Source organism: Niveispirillum sp. CC-CTL257, assembly GCF_059489915.1.
This window is the reverse complement of the sequence record NZ_JCAJXE010000003.1, coordinates 339,647-361,353: the sequence shown is the minus strand read 5'-3', so window position 1 is coordinate 361,353 and position 21,707 is coordinate 339,647. Positions and strand designations below refer to the sequence as shown.

Genomic DNA, 21,707 nt, shown 5'->3' with positions numbered 1-21,707 from the left:
GGCGGGCTTTCTCATGACCTGACGGTTCAGAACTTGAACCGCGCGCCCAGCGCGTAGGTGCGCCCGATCCGGTCATAAAAGACCGAGGAGGCATAGCTGGGTGCCGTGATGGCGTTGGGGGTCAGGGGCGGTGTCTTGTTGAACAGATTGTCGATGGCACCATAGATTTCCACTGCATCGGTGACGCTGATCTTGCCATTGATATCGACATAGGTGCGTGACGGCACGCTGTTGTCGGGGACATCCACGCCCTCGACATAGGTAACGTTCAGCTTGCCGCCATCGACATAGCGCAGCACGGCCCCCAGCGCATAGGACCCGGCCGCATAGTCGGCGGACAGGGTGCCGCGCCATTTCGGGATGCCGCCGGCGGGGCCCAGCGTGCCCGTGCTGCCCACCGTGCCGGCGAAATTGGTGGTGACGCCGTTGCTGGTGATCGTCAGTTCATCAATATAGGTGGCCAGCCCCCGGATGGAGAGCTTGCCCTCGTCCAGATCGAAGCTGTACATCGCCTCGAAATCCAGGCCCTTGGCCGTGGACCGCGCGGCATTCACCAGCGTCGCCTGCACCCGCGTGATCACATTACTGGCGTCAAAGGTGATGGCGGAACAGAGATTATCCTGTTTCAGGACCAGACAGCCATCAACGATCTGCTGACCGGTCAGCGAGGTGATCGCATCCTTGATCTTGAAGGAGAAATGATCGACCGAAGCGCGGAAACCCGGCAACCATTCCGGCTGGAACACCACACCGCCGGTGAAGCTCTTGCTGCGTTCCGGCCGCAGGTTGGGATTGCCGCCCGTCAATTGCAGCGTGGTCAGGGCAACATTGCTCACCGGGTTGGTGATGGTGTTGAAAAGCTGGTTCTGGCCGGAGAACAGTTCGTTGATATTTGCCGCCCGGATGTCGCGCGACAGGGTGGCGCGCAGGCGGATATCCTCGATGGGCTGGTAGTTGGCCCCGGCCTTCCAGGTCTCCACCCGCCCGCTGGTGGAATAATCGGTGACACGACCGGCGAGGTTCAGGTCCAGCGACTGCGCCAGGGGCTGATCGATAAGCAGCGGCACCACCAGTTCGGCATAGGCTTCCTTGACATTCAGCGACCCGCGCAGCGCCTGCGGGTTCACGGTCTTCCACCCCGACCGTTTGGAGACATCGTCATTTGTGGCGCGCACCTTCTCCCGGCGATATTCCGCACCCGCCGCGATGGAGACATCGCCGGCCCAGGTGGCAAAGGGCGAGCCTTCGATATTCACGGCATAGACATCCTGCTCCTGCCGGCTGTCCAGGAAGGCGGTGCCGCCGATATAATCCAGTGCTGCCTGCGAGACGGAGCCCGCGCCGAACAGGTTGATGGGCACACAGGCGCGGATATCGCCATAGGGGTCCTGTGCCGCCGTCGGGTTGGGATTGGTCAGCAGCGCGCGGCAGATGGGCTGCCCCGTGGCCGGGTTGATGACGCTGTCCACGCCCAGGCTGAAACGGGCATTATTGCGGTTATTGCCATCCTCACGGTAATAACGCACGCGGCTGAACTGCCCCGACGCGTCCCAGCGCCAACCCTCGCCGAACCGGCCGCTGACGCCCAGCCCGTAGCGCTGCACCTCGTTCTCCACGGTATTGAAGAACGCCCCCTCCTCCGCGCCGACACGGCCGATGGAGAAGCGGGTCAGGTTATTGGCGACCAGGATGCTGCGGATCTGGTTGGGCAGGAAGGCATTGTCGCGCTGGATGGTGATATTGCCATTATCCGTCGATGTCGTACCGTCGGAGAAAATGTCGGCGCGCGAATAAAGGGCGTCGGCATAGAAGCTGATATCCTCCGTCGCATCGAAGCTGAGCTTGGCGAAGCCCGTGCCGCGCTCGATCTCCGGCGAGATGTTAGAGGTTTCCGACAGGCTGGCCCCGTCGCCACCCGACATGAAGGTGCTGCCGACATAGGTGCCACGGGTAAAGGGCAGGACCGTGCCACCCGGCCCGAACTGCAGGTTGCGCAGCGCCGCGATGCTGTTGGATGCCGTCACACCGCCCAGCGTCATCTGGGAAAAGCGCGCGTCCGGCGCGACGACCAGACGCGTTTGCCCCGCCGTCGCCGGATAGGCCGGGTTGGTCATCACGGCATAATTGCCGCGCGCCCAGGGGCGGGACGATTGCGCCAGTTGCCCGTCATCCTTGAAATAATCGCCGGAGACGACAAGGTGGAACTGACCGAACGCCTTGCCCACGGCCACTGATGCCGCCGGCTTATGGTGGTCATCATATTTGGACTGGCTGTACTGGGCGGAGCCCTTCACGCCCTCGAACCGGTCATCCAGGAAGATATTGACCACGCCCGACACCGCGTCGGAACCATAGGCGGCGGACGCGCCGCCCGTCACAATCTCCAGCCGCTTGATCAGCGCTGCCGGGATGACATTGACGTCGATGCCGCCCGTCGGATCGGTGGCCGCAAAACGCCGCCCGTCGACCAGCACCAGCGTGCGGTTCGGCCCCAGGCCGCGCAGGTCGAAATTGCTGGCGCCGATGGGCTGGCTCGACTGCCCGGTATTCTGCGCCGGCTTCAGGGTCGGCGTGTCGAACATGATATCGGCCAGATTGCGGATGGCGCGGGATTCCAGGTCCGCCTGCCCGATGGACGTCACCGGCGTCGGCGCCATGAACCCGCTGACGCGCGTGCCGGTGACGATGATTTCCAGCAGTTCCGGTTCTTCCGCCGGAGTTTCCTGTGCGAAAACGCCGGTCGGGACCAGCAGGCCGGCCGACAGCGCGACCGTCATTCCCAACCGCCGGCGACCGGCGACAGACGCAATCAGGGTGTTTTTATTGAAATGCATTTCTGCCCTCCCGTTCTGGTCGCGAACCGTTTGCCGGACCTTGCTTTTGCAGCACCTTCCCATGAAGGGTATGGGGGGCGTCCAATCGTTTAATTGGACCGAACCGATACTCTTGCGGCATGATAGCAAATGACATTATACATTGACTAATGTTGATCGTTGGAAACAGGGGAACTCATGCGGGTGATCAAGGGCCTGATCCTGGCCGCCATCTTGGCCGCATCCGGCACCGTGCGGGCTGATGAACCCCTGCGCGTCGTGGGCCGCCATGATGTGATGGAGGTGGGGCCGGTGCTGTTCGCGATCCAGCAGGCCGGGCCGGGCATCGCCCAATTCACCAGTGGCGGTGTGGATAATCTGTTCAAGGTAGAGGGGGCGGCCCCCACGGGCGGCTTCGACCATGCGCCGGGCCGGGCCGATCTGGCGGCCCAGGCGGAAACCCAGGCCCTGCGCGCCTCCGTCGCCAATCCCGACCTGCGCATCATCCTGACCGTGACGGAGGGGCTGTACCGCGTCGTCGCCCGCCGGTCAGCCGGGATCACCCAAGCGTCGGATTTGCGGGGAAAGCGCATCGGGGTTTTCGAACGCACCTCCGCCGCCTATTTCCTGGACCGGCTGCTGGCAAAGGCCGGCATCACCCCGCAGGAGGTGGTGCTGGTGCCCCTGCGCCCGCGGGAAATGGAACCGGCCCTGACGGCGCGCACCGTCGATGCCGTGGCCATCTGGGAACCGGAAAGTCAGCGCAGCCTGATGGCGCTGGGCGATGACGCGGTCAGCCTGTCTGACCCGTCTGTCTATCGCGAACTCTACAACCTGAACACCACGGCGCAGGCCCTGGCCGATCCCGCACGCCGGGCGCAGATCGTGGATTTCGTGCGCCGTCTGATCGCGGCGGCCAAGGTCGCGACGGACGACCCGGCCCAAATATGGCCCCTGGTGGCCCGTTCCAGCGGCTATCCGGCGGATCTGGTGGGTGCCTCCTGGCATCACCATCGGTTCCCCGCCGGCCTGCCCGACGATCTTCTGGGGGTGATGGTCGCAGAGGAAACCTGGCTGGCAGCCCAGGCCAACCGCCCACCCCGCGACGCTGCACAGCTGGAAAAACTGATCGACCGGTCGGTGCTGCGCGAGGTTTTGGCGCCTTGACGCAGTCAATTGTGGGGCAAAGGAGCAACGAGGCATGGCACCCGTCTCTACGTCCGACACTGTGAAGCAAAAAGCCGGTGACCTACGAATGGCCACCGCCCAGTTTCGGTACCCGAGGGGAAGAACAATATCGGCGGCTCAATGGCCGAGTGCCTGGCAAAGTTCCGCCTTTGACATGCGCGACCGGCCTTTGACGCCTTTCCGCTGCGCTTCATTATAAAGCTCGTGGCGTGTAAGACCGGCCTCATCCGACTTTCCCCGTTTGCGCTGGCTGGTCCGACGCATGTTCTCACGGTTCTTAGCTGGGCTTTCCTCTTGAGAAGCACCTGCTTCATGCAGAGCAATGGCGACAGCCTGCTTTCGGTTCTTCACGTGGGCACCGCTGGAGCTTTTCAGTTCTCCATGCTTGTATTCGTGCATTATCTCCCGAATTATTTCTTTCTGTTCTCCCGACTGTTTGGCCATGGCCTGCTCCTTCCCTGCCGTGGCTTCGGATCAGCGCTGATTATGGCCGCCAGCGGGCCTGGAGACACCACCCAGCGCACGACCGGCGGCATGGGGATCGTTCACGGCCATGTCGCCCAGCGACAGGATGCCAACCAACCGCTTTTCGCGGCTCAGAACCGGCAGGCGGCGCACCTGGATATTACCCATATTGCGGGAGACGATGTCGATCTCCTCATCCTCATAGCAATATTTGACCCGGGTGCTCATCACGTCCCGGACTTTGGTACCGGGCCCCCGACCGCTCGCAACGGCCCGGACCACAATGTCGCGATCCGTTACCATTCCCACCAGTCGATCCCCCTCACCGACCGGAAGCGACCCCAGATCCTGATCCACCATCATTCTGGCGGCATCTTCGATAGTTTCAGTAGGGTTTGCGATCCGAACGTCCCGTGACATCGCCTCGCTGACTTTCATATCGACCTCCATCGATCTTCTGGACCGGGGCAAGACCTGTGCCCCCTCCACACACCAACCACTCTCTGGAGAAACGCCCCCGCAAACCGAAGGCTTGCGGGGGTCGTACAAGGTCAACGCGGGCAACATGCCCCGCGTTCCCTCCGGGTTCTGGGTTTCCTGGCCCGGAACCCCCCGCCGTTCCTGCCGTTACCGGCCCAGGACGACGGATATGCACAAACATGGTGAAGGTTCATGGCCACTCTGGCCCAGAAAACAGAGTTCCGTGAAGCCAATCCGGCAATCGGTCAGCGTGGTAGCTCATGCTGATTAACGCATTGAAGGGAATGGTCCGGCCCGACACCATTACGGCGGATAATCCTTATTCGCCCGTGCGCGTTTACCATTTCGATGCAAATGATCCAGGGATAGTCGCACTGACGGATGGGGGTGGCACTTCCTGGTTGTCAGGCCAGTATCGCCTTTCCCGGCCCCCACCATACACCGTGCAGCAAGCCCGTTCCGGCGGCGTGCCACGATGAAGGAAGCGGATATGTCCCGTGCCGATTTGTGGGTGGGAATGCTGGTCTTGTTGTTATTATCGGGATGCGCAAGCGTGACGCCGCCCGTGGCCGAGGCACATCGCAAGGACCCCGCCCCCGCCCCGCCAACGGTCCAGGCCCCCGCCCGTCCAGCACCCGCACCACAACCGGCATCCAAAAAACGGCAGAAACCGCCAGCACCACCGGCCCCCCAGGCCAGGGAAGCCCCGCCGCAACCGCCCCCCCTTCAACCCATTGGTATGGATGAGGGACGGCTGCGGGCCTTGCTGGGTGCACCCAGCACCAGCCGGGACGAAGCGCCGGGAAGGCTGCTTTCCTTCCGCCGCAGCGCGTGCGTGCTGAACCTTACCCTTTATCCAGACGTTGAAACCCGGGTCTTCCGAACCCTGTCCTACGAGGTGACCAGCGATGATCACGACGTCCAGTCAACAGCACTCTGCCACGCCCGGTTCGGCCTTGTCCCCGACGGCGATCCAGTCAATGCCGCAGACAAGCAACCGGACCAGCGACGGGCCGCTGCGGTTGGCCCTGGTGGATGATGATGATGATTTCCGGGAGGTGGTGAGCGCCGAACTGGAGGACCATGGCTTCTCCGTCACCACCTTCACCGACGGGCCGCCGCTGCTGACCTATTTCGCGGCGGGAAATGAGGTGGATGTCATCATTCTGGACTGGAACCTGCCCACCACGAACGGCATCGATGTGTTGCCGCAACTACGTCGGCAAGGGGTTGCCATCCCCGTCATCATTCTGACGGCCCTCTCCGGCACCAGCTTCGAAATGGCCGCCCTTGACCGCGGCGCCCTGGATTTCATCGACAAATCGCGCGGCGTCCCCGTGCTAGCCCGGCGCGCGCAACTGATCGCTGAAGCCGCCAGGCAGCCCCCCGGCACCCCGAAGGAGGAGCAGATCGAACTTGGTCCCCTGACGCTGCGCCAGCGCCTCAGCCGCGCCTATTGGCGTGGTGCCGATGTGGATCTGACGGTGACGGAGTTCAACATCGTCAAGAAGCTGGTTGAAAATGCGGGGGACCACGTCACCTACCGCGCCATTTACGACTGCGTGCATCATTGCGGCTTTATCGCGGGGAGCGGGGAAGATGGGTATCGAACAAATGTCCGATCCTCGGTCAAGCGCATACGCAACAAGTTCCGCGCCATCGACGCCGATTTCCAGGAAATCGAAAATTTCGCCGCTTTTGGATATTGCTGGCGCAAGCCGCCGGCTGCGATTTGACCGGATCAGATGGCTGGTCATCCGGTTCGCATCGTCGCTGACCATCAAGCTGCTGTTGCTAATCGGCATTTTCACGGCCTTACCGATCATCCTGTACGGGCAATTCGAACGCGCCGACGGACAAAGCCGCAATCTGGTGGCGGAAAGCCTGCGCCGTAACGGATGGCTGGTGAGCCAGGCGCTGGCGGCGAAGCTGGAGGATCGGGAGACCATGTCGGCGGCCGAGTTGAACGCCGCACTGGATCTCTTTGCCCGCGACGGCACCATCCTGAAGCTGATGTTCCAGCCCAAGGCCGGTGCCGCGGCTGGCGGCTTCTACTTCATCGCGGCCTCTCCACGCGTGCCGACGGATCAGACAAGCCACGACCTGGATATGCTGGCCCAGCGCGGCATCCTGCAATCGCTGTCGCAAACCTGTACCTGGGACAAGCCCGTGGAAATCCGCCATCGCCAGATGGATGGGGCGGAGGAGATCATCACCTCCATCATTCCCATTCAAGGACGGCAGGGATGCTGGGTGCTGGTATCAGCCGATGACAGCTCCGCGCTGTTGAACTCCGCCTTTGGCCGCCCTTACTGGCAGACCGGAAATGTACGGATGGCGGCGCTGATCTATCTGGCCTTCGCCGCCCTGGCGCTGCTGGTGGCCTGGCGGATCAGGGGTGCTCTGCGCCATTTCCGCAAGGTGGCACGGGAAATCCGCAGCGGCGGCGCCGGTGCCGCCACCTTCGCAGATCGCAACACCCTACCGGAACTGGCCAGCGTGGCGGCGGATTTCGACCGGCTGGTGGAAGACCTGCATCGGGCCGCCGCCAATATCCGGCGTACCGCGCAGGAGAATGCCCATGCCGTCAAGACACCGCTGGCGGTCATCCGCTCGGCGTTGCAGCCGCTGAAGGCGGCCGTGCCGGCAGAGGATCAGCGATCTCGCCGTGCCACGCAACTGATCGAAACGGCGCTGGGTCGCCTTTCCGCGCTGATTTCCGCCGCTCAGAGCCTTGGCAATGATACGGCGGATTTCATAGAGGCGCCGAAGCTGCGCATCAACCTGACCCATGTCGTGGCCGATGTTCTGAACAATGCCCGCGACATCTCGATGGAGAAGCAAATCCGCTTCGTCCGGCATCTGGATGAGGATGTCCAGGTTCAGGCACCGGACGGCATCCTGGACATCATCGTCGAAAACATCCTGGACAATGGCATCGGCTTTTGCCGGCCCGGCGGGACGATCAGCACCCGCCTGACCGGGTCCGCCCAGGGGATCGACCTGACCATCGATGATGAAGGACCGGGTATCGATCCCAGCCGCATCGATCAGGTTTTCGACCGGCATTATTCATTCCGCCCGAATGGTGCCCACGGCAAGAAGGGCGAACCTGCCCATGCTGGCCTGGGCCTGTGGATCGTCCGCCACCATGTGGAAGCATTGGGGGGTCGGGTGACGGCCTGCAACCGTGCGGAAGGTGGCCTGCGCATTCATGTCAGGTTCCCGCGCATCGACTGGTAGGCCCGGCGTCACCGCATGGTCACTGGCATCCAGGACCCCGGCAACGCAAGGTTCATTGCAATGATGTGACAAGGGAGGTCCGTCATTGCCACGTGCGCCCGTCGAAGAGGTGCCTTCTCAACCTCCCCGCTCGACCCGCATGAGCAGAATCGCCCTTCCCCTGCGCGGCGGCGAAACGCCGTCCCGCACCACCATATCGCCAACGCGGTCACCCAAACCGTTCTGGCGGAGGAGCATGCTGATCCTGGCGGGCGTGCTGCTGTTCCCCCCCTTCGTCGGTCTGGTCATCCTCACCCTGCTGTCGCCCAGCCTTATGTCCAAAGGATCGGGGTTGATGGAGACCATCGCCGACGCCGTCACGGACCCGCCGACCGATCTGCTGATCCTGGCTGCCGGCCTTCTGGGGTGTATCGCCGTTGCCTGCATCCTTCACCGTCGCGCGAGGCGTCGGTTCCAGCACCCGGAGCAGATTGAGGCCGCGACAGATCTGACCGTCCTGACCAGCCTGCCTGAACTGGCCGACGGCGATGCCACCCTTAACCACGCACTTCGGGAACCGTCAGGTCCCTATGCGCAGGCACTGAGGACCTTGCACATGCGTTTGGTGGCAACAAGCCAGCCTGGCACCCCACTGACAGTGGCGATCACATCAACCACCACAGGGGAAGGCCGTTCAATCCTGGCCGCCAGCCTGGGGCGGCTTCTGGCCCGCGAAGGCCGGCGCGTGCTGCTGATCGACTGCGACTGGCATCATCCCGACCAGCACAATTTGTTCAAGGTTCCGCATGACGGGGGCCTGACGCGGCTGCTGGAACAACGGCCGCATCTCCTGGATGACGCGATCCATACAGACCCGCTGTCCGGACTGGATTTCATCACCACCGGACGCGGCGGGCGATTGGGCGCCCGCATGCTGCTGTCCGATCACATGCGGCAGACCCTGGCGGCCTGCACCCGCTGCTATGAACTGGTGATCCTGGACCTGCCGCCCGTGCAGGCCGCCCGCGATGTCCTGCTGCTGGCGCGTCTGGTGGATCGTATCCTGTTCGTCATCCGCTGGAACCATGTCGGCCACGGTCCGGCCATGGCGGCGATGACGCGGTTGCGCAAGGCGCGCGGTCGGGTGGCCGGCATCGCCCTGACCCGCATGAAAGCCCCGCAGCAGATGGACGACCCGACGTCACGCTTTGATGCAGCGCAGCATCAACCGACCACAGAATGACCACAACCGGATCGCCATCCCGGTTGTTAAGGTCTGCAGAGAGAAACACGGCCCCATTCGGCACCAATGAATGTCTGTGGAGAGTAATCCACAAACAATCACTGCACTTAACCCGATAGTGGAGCGCATCATGGCACCTCAATATTTTACCGGCACTCTTTCCCGCTCCGGCCTGTCGGCATCATCAGCGGCGGTTGATCGCGGGTATGACTGGCACCGACTGCATGCGGTCGCCATCGACAGCCATCTGGACCGGGAGCGGCGTCCCCGGATGCGGGAGCCGGCCACGCGGATCAGCAAGCGGCTGTTCGACATCGTGGGAGCATCGCTGCTATTGGCCTTGCTGTCTCCGCTGTTCCTGATCATCGCCATTCGGGCAAAACAGGATGGCGGGCCCATTCTTTTCGGCCATCGCCGCATCGGCGCGCAGGGTCGTACCTTCAAATGCTGGAAATTCCGCACCATGGTGCCCGACGCCGAGGCGGTATTGGCCCGGCTGCTGGCGAACGATCCCGAAGCAAGGGCGGAATGGGAACGGGACTTCAAACTGCGCAATGATCCGCGCATCACGCCCATCGGCGGTTTCCTGCGCACGACCAGCCTGGATGAACTTCCCCAGCTCATCAATGTGCTGGCCGGGGAAATGAGCCTGGTTGGCCCCCGCCCCATCGTCCGCGACGAGGTCAAGCGCTATGGCGCGGCTTTCCATGACTATAGTCGTTGCCGCCCCGGCATCACCGGGGTCTGGCAGATCAGCGGCCGAAACGATGTCGGCTACGGGGAACGCGTCCGGCTGGACCGCGACTATGCCCGGAACTGGAGCTTTCTGAACGATCTCCGTCTGCTGCTGCGCACGCCCCTGGTCGTGCTGGGCCGCAGCGGTGCCTATTGAAAGCGGACGCAGCCATGGCCCGCCACGAACCTGTCTTATCGCACGTCACCCTGCTTCTCCTGCTGATCGGGTTGCTGGGCGGCTGCGCCCAACGGCAGGCGGAACTGCCGCCGGCCCCGCAGGTGGCAACGCCCCTGGCCGGCACACCGGCGGACCTGCCGCCCTACATGGTGCAGGTCGGCGACATGCTCCATGTGCGCCTCTACCTCAATCCGGAACTGAACGAGGAAGTGGTGGTGCGGCCGGACGGCAAGATTTCCACCGCCGTCGCGGAAGATGTCATGGCCTATAACCGCTCACCGGCAGAGATTTCCCAGACCCTGCGCGAGCAATACCGGGCACTGCTCATTGACCCGAAGATCACGGTCATCGTGCATTCCTTCGCCCCTAACCGGGTCTATGTGGCGGGTGAGGTCAACAGCCCGGGCGAGTTCATCACCGTCGGGCCCAACCTGACCGTCAGCCAGGCCGTGGCACGGGCCGGTGGCGTGAAGCTGAGCGCGGCGCGCGCCAATATCTTCATCCTGCGCCGGGGCGCGGACGACAAGCCGCAGGCCCTGGCCGTGGATTACATGGCCGTCATTTCTGGCAATGACCCCGCCGCCGATGTGCGGCTGGCCCAGTATGACGTGGTCTATGTGCCGCGTACCGGCGTCTACGAGGCCTACACCTTCTGGAACCAGTTTGCGCAGCAATTCGTGCCGTTCAACTGGGGCTTCACCTACAACATCAACCCGTCGAACGACTGAGGGGGCAGACATGCACGCAAGCGCAATCCCCTATGGCGTCGCTATCGCCATTTGCAAGCGGTGGCGGCTGTTCATGACGGTGTTCCTGGGCGTGATGCTGATCGGCACAGCCTATCTACTTGTCGCCACACGTAAATATGAATCGGTGGCCGAGCTGGTGGTGACCTTCGGCCGCTGGTCGGCGCCGGAGGTGGAGCGCATGCCCGCCACGGAACTGACCCCGTCCGACCGGCACGAGATCGTGCAGGCCCATGCCGCCATCCTGCGCAGCCATGATCTGGCGCGGCAGACCATCGAAAGCTTCGGGCTGGCCGCCGTCTATCCCGATCTGGCGGAGGAAGAGCCATCCGACGGCACCCCCATGGACGCCGCCATCACCCGCTTCCGGGACAATCTGGCCGCCGAGGTCGGGATGCAGGACAACATCATCACCCTGTCACTGCGCCATCCAGACAAGGAACTGGTGGCGAAGCTGGTGCGCAAGATGATCGACCTCTATGTCGCCCGGCAGACCCAGATCTATCACAACCCCCATGAAGGGTTCCTGGCCGGCGAGGTCGGAGAAGCCGGCGGCAATCTTTCCAGCGCGCAGCAGGCCCTGGAAAAGTTCAAGGACCAATGGCGCATCACCAGCTTCGACAAGGAGGTGGAGGATCTGCTGGCCCAGCGCAGCGAACTGGACACCAGCCTGCATACCGCCCGCGCCAATCTCGCCCTGGCCCAGGAACGCCGGAGGGGGTTGGAGCAATTGATGCGCAAAGTGCCGGAAAAGGTGCCTGAAACCGCCAGCAGTGAGAAATACCGCGCGCTTGACGATGCACAGTCGCGGCTGACCGAACTGAAGATGAAGCAGAGCCAGATGCTGGCGACATACGCGCCGGAAAGTCGGGCCATGGCAGCGTTGAAAGCCGGGATCACAACGGCGGAACGGGAAGTGGCGAGGCGTAGGATCGAGCTTGAGCGCCGGTCCGTCACCGCGCCCAACAGCGTCTACCAGACCTTGCAGACCGATTATCTGCGAGCCAGCGCCGATGCCGAAAGCAATATCCGGCCCGTGGAGATTCTGACAGGCCAGATTGAGGCGCTGGACCAGCGGCTGACCGACCTGCGCCGCAACCGCGGCACATTCAATGATCTGGTGCGCGAATACCAGATCGCGGAGGAAACGTACCGGTCACTGTCGATGCAGCATGCCGACGCCAAGGTGAAAGGCAGCCTGAACGATGAGCGGATCTCCCCCGCCGCCGTGCTGAGCGAGCCGACGCAGCCTTATCGGACCGTGCGGCCGCGCACCCTGGCCACCTTGCTCGCCTGTCTGATCGGCGGGGCCATCCTGGCCACCGTTGCCGTCCTTCTGCGTGAGGCGCGCGATGATCGTTTCACCACGGCGGAGCAGGTTGTCTACATGCTGGACCTGCCCGTCCTGGCCAGCTTCGAACGGCAGCCGCATCGACCGCCCCTGCAATTGCTGGCGCTCGGAGACGGAGAATGACGAAGCTGAACATCGCTGCGGAGGCCTACCCCGAAATCGGCCCACGGCGTGAGTTCGATATCCGGGAGGTCGACTGGCCGATACCGGAGGACCTCGCCATGGTCGATCTCATCGAACTCTATCTGGAAATCGACGCGGCACTGTCTGATGAAGACGGCATGGTTATCCAGCTTCTGGCCGCCTCCGCCGGGCCAGGCAGTTCGGAGGTCGCGCTGGACATGGCCTGGGCGGCGACCAGCCTGCTGGGCAAGAAGATGCTGGTGTTGAACTGTACCCGTCAGGCCTGGACGCCCTGGCCACCCGCATCGCTATCCGGCACCGGGGACAGCATGGTCCGCGCCCTGGCCCGGCAAACCGAACTGCTGAAGATGCCCGGATACGAGATGTACATGCTGGACCTGTTGACCGGACCGGGCCGGGGCCTGCCCCCCGCCGGGACGGAGGGGATCAGCCACCATATTCAGGAATTCCGACGTCACTTCGACATGGTGGTGCTGGTGGCGCCGCCCGCTGACAGCGACCCGCTGGGCGCGGTTCTGGCCGGGCTGGTCGATGGCAATATCGTGGTGATCGAAGCAGAGCAGACGCGCCGGTCATCTGCCATCCGCCTGCGCGAATTGCTGGCCCGCTGCCGTCGCCCGATCCTGGGCGCCATCCTGCATGACCGGCAGAACCATGTACCCGGCTGGATGGCCCAGCTGATATGAGGATGCCTTCGCCCCTGCACGTGATGGTGGTGAACAACCTCTATCCCCCCCTGATGGCCGGCGGTGCCGAACGCATCGTCGTCTGGCTGTGCGAAGGGCTGGCCCGCCGGGGGCACCGCGTGACGGTCGTGTCCACCTGCGGACCGGAGATGGAGCCCTATCCCATCGAACGGCAGAACGGGGTGGAGGTGATCCGCTTCTTCCCTCCGAACCTCTACTGGTCGTTCCAGCGGTCGCTGACCCCCGGCCCGCGCAAATGGCTCTGGCATGCTCGTGACGCCTGGAACGGTGCCGCCGCTGACCGGCTGCAAGCCATCATGGAACGGGACCGGCCCGACATCCTGCACAGCCATCTGATCGACGGGTTTTCAGCCGCCATCTGGGCGCGGGCCCGGCGGGCGGGCGTGTCCGTGCTGCACACGGCCCATGATTATCATCTGCTGTGCCCCCGCGCCTTCCTGCTGACTGCGGATTGGCGTCTGTGCACCATGCCACGGGCGCATTGCCGGCTGTACCGGCGCTGGCATATCGACACGACGCGGCATGTCGATCTGTTCGCCAGCCCGTCACGCTTCCTTCTGGACCTGCATCAACGGGCCGGTTTGAAGGCAGCGGATGCCCGCGTGGTTCACAATGGCATCCCCCTGCCCGCCGATGCCGACCTGATCCGCCGCACCCGTGCGCCCGACAGCAGGCAGCGCTTCCTGATGCTGACACGGCTGACGGTGGAAAAGGGGGTGGAGACGGCGCTGGATGCCATGGCGCGGCTACCAGCCGATCTGCCCGTCGAACTGTCCGTTGCCGGCAAAGGCCCGCTGGAGGACAAGGTGCGGGCGGCGGCGGCCCGTGACCCGCGTATCCGCTATCTGGGCTTCCTGGATGGGGAGGCAAAGGCCCGGGCGCTGGCCCGGCACGGCCACCTGCTGCTGCCCTCCCTCTGGTACGAGAACGCGCCGGTGACCATCGTGGAAGCCGCCGCCTATGGTCTGGGCCTTGTGGCCAGCGACATTGGCGGCATCCCGGAATTTATTGAGCCCGGCCGCAGCGGGTTCCTGTTCCCACCCGGCGACGCCGGGGCGCTGGCCGCCATCATGACACGTCTGGCCCGCGACCCCGGTGCGCTGCCGGCCTTGCCGGAGGCTTCGGCCGCCTTGGCGCAACGTTTCACGATGGAGCAGATGATCAATGCCTATGAGGAGCATTATCGGACGCTGGCCGGCCAGCGCGCCATGGCCCCGGCCGCGTGACACGCGGCGTGCGGCCTCCCTGACCCTGCTGGTTCTGGCCTTGCTGGGGCTGGTTCTGGTCCTGCCCGCCCTGGCGGTCCGGGCCGAGACGTTTCCCGAGGACGCGGTCCTGAATGTCCGTGATTTCGGCGCGCGCGGTGACGGGCAGAGCGACGACACCGCCGCCTTCCTGGCAGCCCTGGCCGCCAGCGGCGGCGATACCGGCACCACCTTCTGGCAGGACCGCATCGTCTTCGTGCCTGACGGCACCTACCGCATCACGGCCCCGCTGGTGAAACGGTACGCCAATGGCAATTTCGGCTCCGGCTTCATCCTGATCGGGCAGTCGCAGTCGGGCACGGTCTTGCGGCTACCCGATCAGGCTCCCGGCTATGGCGATCCGCAGCAGCCCCGCGCCGTCATCTTCACGACATCCAAGCTTCTGCGTGGCAATGCAAATGACGGCGGCAAGGATTATCTGGGTCGGGGCGAAGGCAATGACGCCTATATGAATTTCGTGGAGAACCTGACCATCGATGTCGGCAACGGCAATCCCGGCGCCATCGCCATCGATTATCTGGGCAATAATAGCGGGGCCATCCGCGACGTCACCCTGCGCGCCGCCCCCGGCAGTGGGGCCGTGGGCCTGTCGATGGTCCGCAAATGGCCCGGCCCCACGCTGATCCAGCGGCTGACCATCGATGGTTTTGCGACGGGCATCGCCACGGCCCAGACGGAATATGGACTGACCTTCGATCACATCGTGTTGCGCGACCAGACGCAGGCCGCCATCGCCAACAGCCAGAACGCCCTGACCATCCATGACATGCGGATCACGGGAGACAACCCGGTCATCATCAATAGCGGCGACAAGGGCTTCATCGTCATCGATGGCGGATCAGCGACGGCGGGCAGCGTCCCGGCGCTGTTTCGCAATGACGGCTTTGTGACCGTCCGGGGCCTTTTCCTGGGCGGGAGCGCACTGGATGGCATCCTGCAAGGCCGCGATTGGTGGCAGCCGGCGAACCGCCCCGGCTGGCACATGCCTTTGCAGGATGCGCCACCAACCCCAACGGCACCGGCTGACCAATGGGTCAGCGTGGCCCAGTTCGGTGCCACCGGCAATGCCGGCCAGGATGCGACCAACGCCCTGCGTCAGGCCTTCGCCTCTGGTGCCGCCATCATCTACCTGCCCAACGGCACCTATGCCGTGCGGGATAGTGTGGACATCCCGGCCAGTGTGCAGCGGATCGTCGGCATGAACGCCACCATCCGCGTTTTCAGCCCACGTCAGCCGACCTTTGCCCGCAGCAGCGGCATGTTCCGCGCGGCCACGGCGGGGCCGCCGCTGTTCATTGAACGGCTGGCCTTCGACAATACCAATCTGGGTGAGCAGGTTGGCGTCGAACTGTCCGGCCCCCGCGACATCATCCTGCGCGACATCGTGTCCGCCGGGACCACCATGCTGGACCGCAAGGCCGGTGGCGGGCGCGCCTTTCTGGAGAATATGTGCTGCGGCCTGTTGCGCCTGATGGGACCGCAACCCGTCTTCGCCCGGCAGTTCGACAGCGAGGGGACAACCACCCGCATCATCAACCGGGGCAGCCCTCTATCCATTCTGGGGTTGAAGACGGAGGGGGTCTGCACCGTGTTGGAAAACCGCGATGGCGCGCACAGCGACATTTTCGGCGGGCTGGTCTATGTCGTGCGTGACGGTGCCGCGCCATCCGTTCCAACCTTTACCAATATTGGTTCCTTCCTGTCGGCCAGCTTTGTGGAAGAATCCCTGCGCGCGGGCAGCCGGTATCAGGTCTATATCGCCCGCGATCCCGCCGATCCGCGTGGGCCCGTGCCGGTGACGGCCTTCCCTGCGCGCGGGTATGGCCGCTTCGTGCCGGCCCTGGAGGACGCGCCGATGCCATGAGCAATCCCGTTCAGGGGCGCGTCAGTTCAAACGGGTCCTTGCCCGGTTCCGCCGCCGGGCGCGGACCCTTGGGCTTAGCGGCCGCCACGCAGCTGCCGCCCAGACGCCGGGCGTCATTCTCGCAATCGGCATAGGCCGGATAGACACAGGACAGGGCGTTCCCGGCCTGCGCCAGACAGTATCCCAGGGCGGACACCGGTGCCGTGTATTCGCGGGGGTTGGTGTCGCAACGACCGCCGGCGCGCTGCGCCTCCCGCTGGCATTGGGCGGGATCGACATACAGACACTGTGCCGGCACGCCCGTGACCTTCACGCAGAAGGGGGCGGCCATGGCCGGGAGTGGCACCAGTAGCAGGGTCAGCGCACCCAAGACAGTTCCATGTGACCTTTTCATCGCATCTCCTTCCGGCGCACCCGGTCGATGGCGCGCGCGATCAGCAGCAGCAGGATCACGCAGCACAGACCTTGCGCGGCGTTGTAGCCCGTGATCACCCACCATGGTTCAAGCCCCAGGCCGACCCCGGCCATGAAGACGGCGACAGTCAGCAGCAGCCGCCCGATCTGCCACCCCGCCGCCAGCCCCTGCTTTTCCAGGATCTGGAGCGTATGGAAAACCGGCTGCACGGCCGCCTGGGCCAGATAGCCGATACTCATGGCCCGCAGATACAACACCCCCTCCTGCCATTCCGGTCCGAAGATGATGGCGAAGGTCAGGGTGCCGGCAACGTTGGCCAGCAGCACCCAGGTCAGGGCAAGCAGGAACTGGTGGGAAACAACCTGCATGAAACGCCGGTACAGGCGGGCGGGGTCGCTGACGGCGATCTTCCCCGCCTCCCCCATATAGACCTGCAGAATGGACGTGCCGACGATGGCCAGCGGCCGCGACACCACCCGTTCCACCAGGAAGATGAAACCCGCGATATGCGGGGAGTATGTCAGCGTCACCAGCAGATAGAGCAACTGGCTGCTGCCGGCGGCATCAATCAGGGCGGCCCAGCTGCTAATCAGCGGAAAGCGGGCGTAGCGGCGCGCCAGAAGCAGCATTCGCCGCCAGGAAAGGACACGCATCCAGCCGCGTGCCTGCGACAGTACGCTGCCGAACAGGCCCCAAGTGCCCGCCGATTGTCCCAGGATCGACCCGATTAGCAAACCCGGCGTCCCCGCTGCGGCAAAAGCCAACCCGATCTGACTGACCGGCCCCACCGCACCCTGCGCCAGCCGCGTCCTGGCGATGGCAGGAAAAGCACCGACACGTGTCGCCAGTTGCAAGGCGATATAGTAACCGCCCAGACAGATATAGCCCATGACCAGCAGGCCCCGATAAACGGACAGCGGGCCATCAGCCAGCGGTGCGGGCCAAACGGCCTGCACCAGTTCCGCCGTCAAGGCAAAAGCCGCCCAACCCATCGCCGCCGTGGTGAGCATCAGTATGCACAAGCAGACCGCCATCAGGTTCAAGGCATCGCGTTCCCGCCGTACCAGCGGTAGAGCCAGCTCATAGCGAAGGGAGGCGATGACCACCAATATGGTCAGCGTCGCCGAATAGACGGACAGCACGCCAAACTGCTCCGGCGTGTAAAGCCGGGTCAGGACCGGTGACAGCAGGATACTGACGGCCTGCCCGCCAGCCGACCCGGTCAGCAGCACGAAGACGTTGCGCAGGAAGGGCCGGCTGGCCAGAGCCTGGCGCAGGCGGCGGACTTTTTCGCCGGGCAAGGCCATCCAGCGGCGTCGCTGTTGGGCGGGTGCAATCCCTTGTGCGGTGCCCTGATGCATCATCGTCTCCGCTGCTTGCGACGATGCCATAACATTGCGAATTCTTGGACGCATCGCCGAAAAGTCCGGGTCACAGCGAAGTCACAACCGGATCATGCCATCAGAGATTAAATACTAAGCGTGGAATTGGCACATTCAGTGAATTGAGTGCGCATTCGTACCGATAGTGATTGTTCATAATTCATGGACGATCTTCCACGCTTCCTTAAAATCCAAAAATGGTGAGCGGTCATGAGCATGAGAATTGTGGATCGCATCACCCATGCACCCACATCATCCGCAGTGCGCCGCCCGTCGCGGAAGGGCGCGATACGCGCTGAGGAGAAGTTCGACGACAATAACTTTACGCCCCTGCGGCTGATGCTGGCCCTGCTGGTGGTGCTGGGCCACTTCCAGGCCTTCATCGGCATCCATTCGCCCGACTGGCCCTTCAATTACGCCGCCGTGGCCGTTGAATGTTTCTTCGTGGTCAGCGGCTATCTGGTCGCCAACAGTTTTGACCGCGATCCCGACCTGCGGCGCTTTTTCATCAAACGGCTGTTCCGCATTTATCCGCTCTATATCACGGTCGTGCTGGCCCAGACGCTGATCTTGGGTAGCCTGGAGGAACGCGGGTTCCTGGCCAATCTGGGATCGATGGCAACATATCTGGCGGCCAACGCCGTCTTTGCCAATTTCCTGCAATATGATGTCGGCACCGGCGTCCTGACGGGACTGGTCGACCCCAGCCTGAATGCCAGCCTGTGGACGCTGAAGATCGAATTCGCCTTCTATCTTCTGCTGCCCTTCATCTGGCGGCTGCTGGACCGGAGGGGTCCACTGACCTTGGTCGCCATATTCCTGCTGTCGGCGCTGTATGGAGAGGCCATGCGCGGGGCCGGGCACGAAACGCTGGCCAAGCAATTGCCGGGACAGTTGCAGTTCTTCGTACTGGGCATTGCCGCCTACCGCTATCGTCAGCTTCTTTGGCTGGAGAACCGCTGGATCGGTCTGGCCCTGGGGGCGGTGCTGGCACTGGCAGCGACGATGTTGATGGTCCCGCGCCCACCCATTCTCTATCCTCTGGTGGTTGCCGCCCTGGTCATGACCCTGGCCCTGCTGACCCCGCGCCTGCGCATGAAAACCGACATCTCCTATGGCGTCTATCTGCTGCACGCACCGACCATTCAGCTGTTCCTGCTGTTCGGGTTTTACCAGTCAGGGCTGGATGGGCTTGCCATGATCCTGGCCATTGTCATTACCCTGGCCTTGCTGGCCGAACGGGTGGTGGAGATGCCAGGGATCGCCATAGGCCGGCGGCTGATCCGCAGGCTGTCGCGCAAGCCCCCCGCCCCTGCCGATGCGACGTCGCAAGAACTGACAATCGTCATGTTGAACGATTTCTGTCATGTGCAGGGCGGGGCCAGCAAGGTCGCCATCGATGAGGCGGTACGGCTGGCGCAGTCGGGCGTGAAAGTGATCTTCGTCGGTGCCGTCGGCCCCATCTGCGACCAGCTCCGCGATGCGCCGCTAACCGTCCATTGCCTGGGCCAGCATGAATTGCTGGATGCCGCGCGCCATCCCGGTGCGGCATTGCAAGGGCTGTGGAACGGCAAGGCGGCGCGGATTGTGGCGGAGATCCTGCGCCCCCTGCCGCCGGACGGCACCATCGTGCATCTGCACGGTTACACCAAGGCCCTGACCACCAGCCCGGTGCGCGCGGCGGAGAAGCTGGGCGTGCCCATCATCTGCACCCTGCATGATTTCTTTCCGGCATGCCCCAACGGCGCCTTCTTCAACTACCGCTCCGCCAAACCCTGCACGCGCCAGGCCCTGTCACGGGGCTGCATCGCCACGCGATGCGACAAGCGCCGGCATATACATAAGCTGTTCCGGGTGGCGCGCGGCCTGATCCAGCGCAGTGCCGGCCGCTTCCCGGCGGCCGTCGGCCATTACATCGCGCTGTCGGAACGCTCCGCCGCCATCCTGTCGCCGTACCTGCCGGCAGCGGCAAAGGTCCATCGCCTGCCCAACCCGGTAGACGCCCCCAAGGACGCCCCCGTCCCGGTCGCGCAGAATAACACGATCATCTATCTGGGGCGCCTGGATGAGGAAAAGGGCGTGCGTCTGCTGGCGCATGTTGCCGCAAGCCTGGGCCTGCCCGTCACCTTCGTCGGCGATGGGCCGCTGCGTTTGGTGATTGAAGCGGTGCCCGGCATGGCTGTGACAGGCTGGGTCGATGGCAAGGCTATCCAGGCGCATCTGTCGCGGGCGCGCTGTCTGGTCTTCCCCAGCCTCTGGTACGAGACCTTCGGCCTGACGGTCGCGGAGGCGGCGGCGCGCGGCGTGCCCGCCATCGTCAGCGATATCACGGCAGCGGCGGAACGGGTGGAGGATGGGGTCACCGGCTGGCGCTTCCGCAGCGGGGAGGCTGCCGATCTGGCCCGCTGCCTGTCGCTGATCGCTGACGACGGACGGGTGCGGGCGGCGGGACTGGCCGCCTATTGGTCCTTCTGGGCCGACAGCCGGTCCGGGGACCGGCATGTCGCGGATCTGCTGGCCATCTATCGCACGGCGGTGGCGCGGGGGGTGGTGGCCTGACCGGCCTGTCCGAACTGCCCCTGCCAGCGCGCGATCCCCTCCGTGGGCAAAGTCAGCACGGTGGGACGCGGACAGGTGATCCAGCGCTCAATGGCTTCTGGCTCCGTCCGGGAAGCCACCGGCAGGCCGGTGGAGATGCTGATCTCCGCCGCGCGGTTATCGACGGGTATGATCAGGGCGCGGCGGCGATATTGCAGGGCGCGGATACCGCCATGCAGGCGGGCGCCCACGAAATCCACATCCTGCGTCTCCAGCAGGCGGTTATAGGCGGCCACATCCGACGGCAGCGGCACGTAACCCGACGCCCCGATTTCCCGCATGTAGGACAGATCCTGTTCCTGCTGCGGCCAGAAATAGATCGTGCGGTAATGCTGCTTCAGAAGGTCGAAGACCTGCCGGTCCAGTTCCGGCGCCGGGCGGTAATAGGTGACGGCGAAGACGACATCGCGTGCCATGCGCACGGGAATGGACTGGCAGAAGGCCGGGTCCAGCATCCACATGGTTGGGCAAGCCGTATAGACAATGTTCTGCACATGCGGACGCAGCAATTCGTAGGTGTGCATGTCGCGCACCGAATGCAGCCAGTGCTTCGACAGGACGGAGCGGAAGAACAGGCGCGTGGCGGCATCGGCCCCTGTCTGTCCATATTGCTGCCAGCCCACACCCAGCAGCACGACATTGCGCCAGTTCAGATAATCCAGCGGCGTGATACGCCAGTTGCCGCGCACCAGCATATGCGATTTCAGGATGTTGGTGCCGCCGACAATGGACAGGTCGGCGCTTCGCCCCGCCCGCATCTCCGTCCGGCTGGCGCGGCGGTGGGTGGGCGTGCGCAGGTAGTCGGCACCCGGGAACAGCGGCGTCACCGCCTCCCATACCGCATCCATGATGAATTGGTCCCCCAGATTGTCGCTGTCGATGGCGGTGTCGAACATGTTGATCAGCATGGC

Annotated in this window: 17 protein-coding genes and 1 pseudogene; 11 read left to right on the top strand and 7 right to left on the bottom strand. The window is 64.0% G+C overall.

Annotated features, from left to right (window positions below; genetic code table 11):
* Positions 1 to 26 precede the first annotated feature (26 nt).
* Positions 27 to 2,834, bottom strand: a complete 2,808-nt coding sequence (locus tag ABC729_RS18360; protein WP_495609050.1) for a TonB-dependent receptor — start codon at positions 2,832 to 2,834, stop codon at positions 27 to 29.
* A 177-nt stretch (positions 2,835 to 3,011) separates the two neighbouring features.
* Between ABC729_RS18360 and ABC729_RS18355 the strand changes: the two genes are divergently transcribed.
* Positions 3,012 to 3,980 (top strand): ABC transporter substrate-binding protein, encoded by a 969-nt coding sequence (locus ABC729_RS18355; protein WP_495609049.1) that lies wholly within the window; start codon positions 3,012 to 3,014, stop codon positions 3,978 to 3,980.
* Positions 3,981 to 4,118: 138 nt separating this feature from the next.
* On the opposite strand, the gene ABC729_RS18350 is transcribed toward ABC729_RS18355, so the two are convergent.
* The 3 genes and pseudogenes from ABC729_RS18350 to ABC729_RS18340 all read right to left on the bottom strand — a co-directional run.
* Complete coding sequence (locus ABC729_RS18350; RefSeq protein WP_495609048.1) at positions 4,119 to 4,445, bottom strand: DUF6496 domain-containing protein; 327 nt, start codon at positions 4,443 to 4,445, stop codon at positions 4,119 to 4,121.
* Between the two features lie 30 nt (positions 4,446 to 4,475).
* A complete protein-coding gene (locus ABC729_RS18345; protein WP_495609524.1) occupies positions 4,476 to 4,694 on the bottom strand; it encodes a CBS domain-containing protein in 219 nt (72 codons plus the stop codon).
* Positions 4,695 to 4,757: 63 nt separating this feature from the next.
* A pseudogene (locus tag ABC729_RS18340) lies at positions 4,758 to 4,886 on the bottom strand (CBS domain-containing protein); the annotation flags it as partial.
* Positions 4,887 to 5,926: 1,040 nt separating this feature from the next.
* Between ABC729_RS18340 and ABC729_RS18335 the strand changes: the two are divergent.
* The 9 genes from ABC729_RS18335 to ABC729_RS18295 all read left to right on the top strand — a co-directional run bounded on the left by ABC729_RS18335 (position 5,927) and on the right by ABC729_RS18295 (position 16,401).
* Positions 5,927 to 6,682, top strand: a complete 756-nt coding sequence (locus ABC729_RS18335; protein ID WP_495609047.1) for a response regulator transcription factor — start codon at positions 5,927 to 5,929, stop codon at positions 6,680 to 6,682.
* Positions 6,645 to 8,189 (top strand): sensor histidine kinase, encoded by a 1,545-nt coding sequence (locus tag ABC729_RS18330; RefSeq protein WP_495609046.1) that lies wholly within the window; start codon positions 6,645 to 6,647, stop codon positions 8,187 to 8,189. The genes ABC729_RS18335 and ABC729_RS18330 overlap by 38 nt, the downstream gene beginning before the upstream one ends.
* Before the next feature lie 235 nt (positions 8,190 to 8,424).
* The gene (locus ABC729_RS18325; RefSeq protein WP_495609045.1) at positions 8,425 to 9,411 is read left to right on the top strand and encodes a CpsD/CapB family tyrosine-protein kinase; all 987 of its coding nucleotides are present in this window, start codon (positions 8,425 to 8,427) and stop codon (positions 9,409 to 9,411) included.
* Between the two features lie 130 nt (positions 9,412 to 9,541).
* Positions 9,542 to 10,303 (top strand): sugar transferase, encoded by a 762-nt coding sequence (locus ABC729_RS18320; RefSeq protein WP_495609044.1) that lies wholly within the window; start codon positions 9,542 to 9,544, stop codon positions 10,301 to 10,303.
* Positions 10,304 to 10,317: 14 nt separating this feature from the next.
* Positions 10,318 to 11,052 carry a polysaccharide biosynthesis/export family protein gene (locus ABC729_RS18315; RefSeq protein ID WP_495609043.1) on the top strand — a complete coding sequence of 245 codons (735 nt, stop codon included), beginning with the start codon at positions 10,318 to 10,320 and terminating at the stop codon, positions 11,050 to 11,052.
* 10 nt (positions 11,053 to 11,062) lie between these two features.
* Positions 11,063 to 12,544, top strand: a complete 1,482-nt coding sequence (locus tag ABC729_RS18310; RefSeq protein ID WP_495609042.1) for a GumC family protein — start codon at positions 11,063 to 11,065, stop codon at positions 12,542 to 12,544.
* Positions 12,541 to 13,251 carry a P-loop NTPase family protein gene (locus ABC729_RS18305; RefSeq protein ID WP_495609041.1) on the top strand — a complete coding sequence of 237 codons (711 nt, stop codon included), beginning with the start codon at positions 12,541 to 12,543 and terminating at the stop codon, positions 13,249 to 13,251. The genes ABC729_RS18310 and ABC729_RS18305 overlap by 4 nt, the downstream gene beginning before the upstream one ends.
* A 2-nt stretch (positions 13,252 to 13,253) precedes the next feature.
* Positions 13,254 to 14,498 (top strand): glycosyltransferase family 4 protein, encoded by a 1,245-nt coding sequence (locus ABC729_RS18300; protein WP_495609040.1) that lies wholly within the window; start codon positions 13,254 to 13,256, stop codon positions 14,496 to 14,498.
* On the top strand, positions 14,437 to 16,401 hold the full coding sequence (locus ABC729_RS18295; protein ID WP_495609039.1) for a glycosyl hydrolase family 28-related protein: 1,965 nt from the start codon (positions 14,437 to 14,439) through the stop codon (positions 16,399 to 16,401). The genes ABC729_RS18300 and ABC729_RS18295 overlap by 62 nt, the downstream gene beginning before the upstream one ends.
* A 10-nt stretch (positions 16,402 to 16,411) precedes the next feature.
* Here ABC729_RS18295 and ABC729_RS18290 read toward each other — a convergent pair whose 3' ends face one another.
* Complete coding sequence (locus ABC729_RS18290) at positions 16,412 to 16,771, bottom strand: hypothetical protein (protein WP_495609038.1); 360 nt, start codon at positions 16,769 to 16,771, stop codon at positions 16,412 to 16,414.
* Between the two features lie 20 nt (positions 16,772 to 16,791).
* Positions 16,792 to 18,207, bottom strand: a complete 1,416-nt coding sequence (locus ABC729_RS18285) for a lipopolysaccharide biosynthesis protein (RefSeq protein ID WP_495609037.1) — start codon at positions 18,205 to 18,207, stop codon at positions 16,792 to 16,794.
* 201 nt (positions 18,208 to 18,408) lie between these two features.
* Here ABC729_RS18285 and ABC729_RS18280 point away from each other — a divergent pair, with 201 nt between their 5' ends.
* Positions 18,409 to 20,757, top strand: coding sequence for an acyltransferase family protein (locus ABC729_RS18280; RefSeq protein WP_495609036.1), 2,349 nt, complete (start codon positions 18,409 to 18,411; stop codon positions 20,755 to 20,757).
* Here ABC729_RS18280 and ABC729_RS18275 read toward each other — a convergent pair.
* A complete protein-coding gene (locus ABC729_RS18275) occupies positions 20,721 to 21,704 on the bottom strand; it encodes a polysaccharide pyruvyl transferase family protein (protein WP_495609035.1) in 984 nt (327 codons plus the stop codon). The genes ABC729_RS18280 and ABC729_RS18275 overlap by 37 nt on opposite strands.
* Positions 21,705 to 21,707 lie beyond the last annotated feature (3 nt).

What these genes read in the sequence shown, in the direction of transcription:
- ABC729_RS18355 (WP_495609049.1), top strand. Translation starts at nt 3,012, where the DNA reads ATGCGGGTGATCAAGGGCCTGATCCTGGCCGCCATCTTGGCCGCATCC.
- ABC729_RS18335 (WP_495609047.1), top strand. Translation starts at nt 5,927, where the DNA reads ATGCCGCAGACAAGCAACCGGACCAGCGACGGGCCGCTGCGGTTGGCC.
- ABC729_RS18310 (WP_495609042.1), top strand. Translation starts at nt 11,063, where the DNA reads ATGCACGCAAGCGCAATCCCCTATGGCGTCGCTATCGCCATTTGCAAG.
- ABC729_RS18325 (WP_495609045.1), top strand. Translation starts at nt 8,425, where the DNA reads ATGCTGATCCTGGCGGGCGTGCTGCTGTTCCCCCCCTTCGTCGGTCTG.
- ABC729_RS18350 (WP_495609048.1), bottom strand. Translation starts at nt 4,445, where the DNA reads ATGGCCAAACAGTCGGGAGAACAGAAAGAAATAATTCGGGAGATAATG.
- ABC729_RS18275 (WP_495609035.1), bottom strand. Translation starts at nt 21,704, where the DNA reads ATGCTGATCAACATGTTCGACACCGCCATCGACAGCGACAATCTGGGG.
- ABC729_RS18320 (WP_495609044.1), top strand. Translation starts at nt 9,542, where the DNA reads ATGGCACCTCAATATTTTACCGGCACTCTTTCCCGCTCCGGCCTGTCG.
- ABC729_RS18300 (WP_495609040.1), top strand. Translation starts at nt 13,254, where the DNA reads ATGCCTTCGCCCCTGCACGTGATGGTGGTGAACAACCTCTATCCCCCC.
- ABC729_RS18280 (WP_495609036.1), top strand. Translation starts at nt 18,409, where the DNA reads ATGAGCATGAGAATTGTGGATCGCATCACCCATGCACCCACATCATCC.
- ABC729_RS18295 (WP_495609039.1), top strand. Translation starts at nt 14,437, where the DNA reads ATGCCTATGAGGAGCATTATCGGACGCTGGCCGGCCAGCGCGCCATGG.
- ABC729_RS18345 (WP_495609524.1), bottom strand. Translation starts at nt 4,694, where the DNA reads ATGAGCACCCGGGTCAAATATTGCTATGAGGATGAGGAGATCGACATC.
- ABC729_RS18315 (WP_495609043.1), top strand. Translation starts at nt 10,318, where the DNA reads ATGGCCCGCCACGAACCTGTCTTATCGCACGTCACCCTGCTTCTCCTG.
- ABC729_RS18285 (WP_495609037.1), bottom strand. Translation starts at nt 18,207, where the DNA reads ATGGCATCGTCGCAAGCAGCGGAGACGATGATGCATCAGGGCACCGCA.
- ABC729_RS18305 (WP_495609041.1), top strand. Translation starts at nt 12,541, where the DNA reads ATGACGAAGCTGAACATCGCTGCGGAGGCCTACCCCGAAATCGGCCCA.
- ABC729_RS18360 (WP_495609050.1), bottom strand. Translation starts at nt 2,834, where the DNA reads ATGCATTTCAATAAAAACACCCTGATTGCGTCTGTCGCCGGTCGCCGG.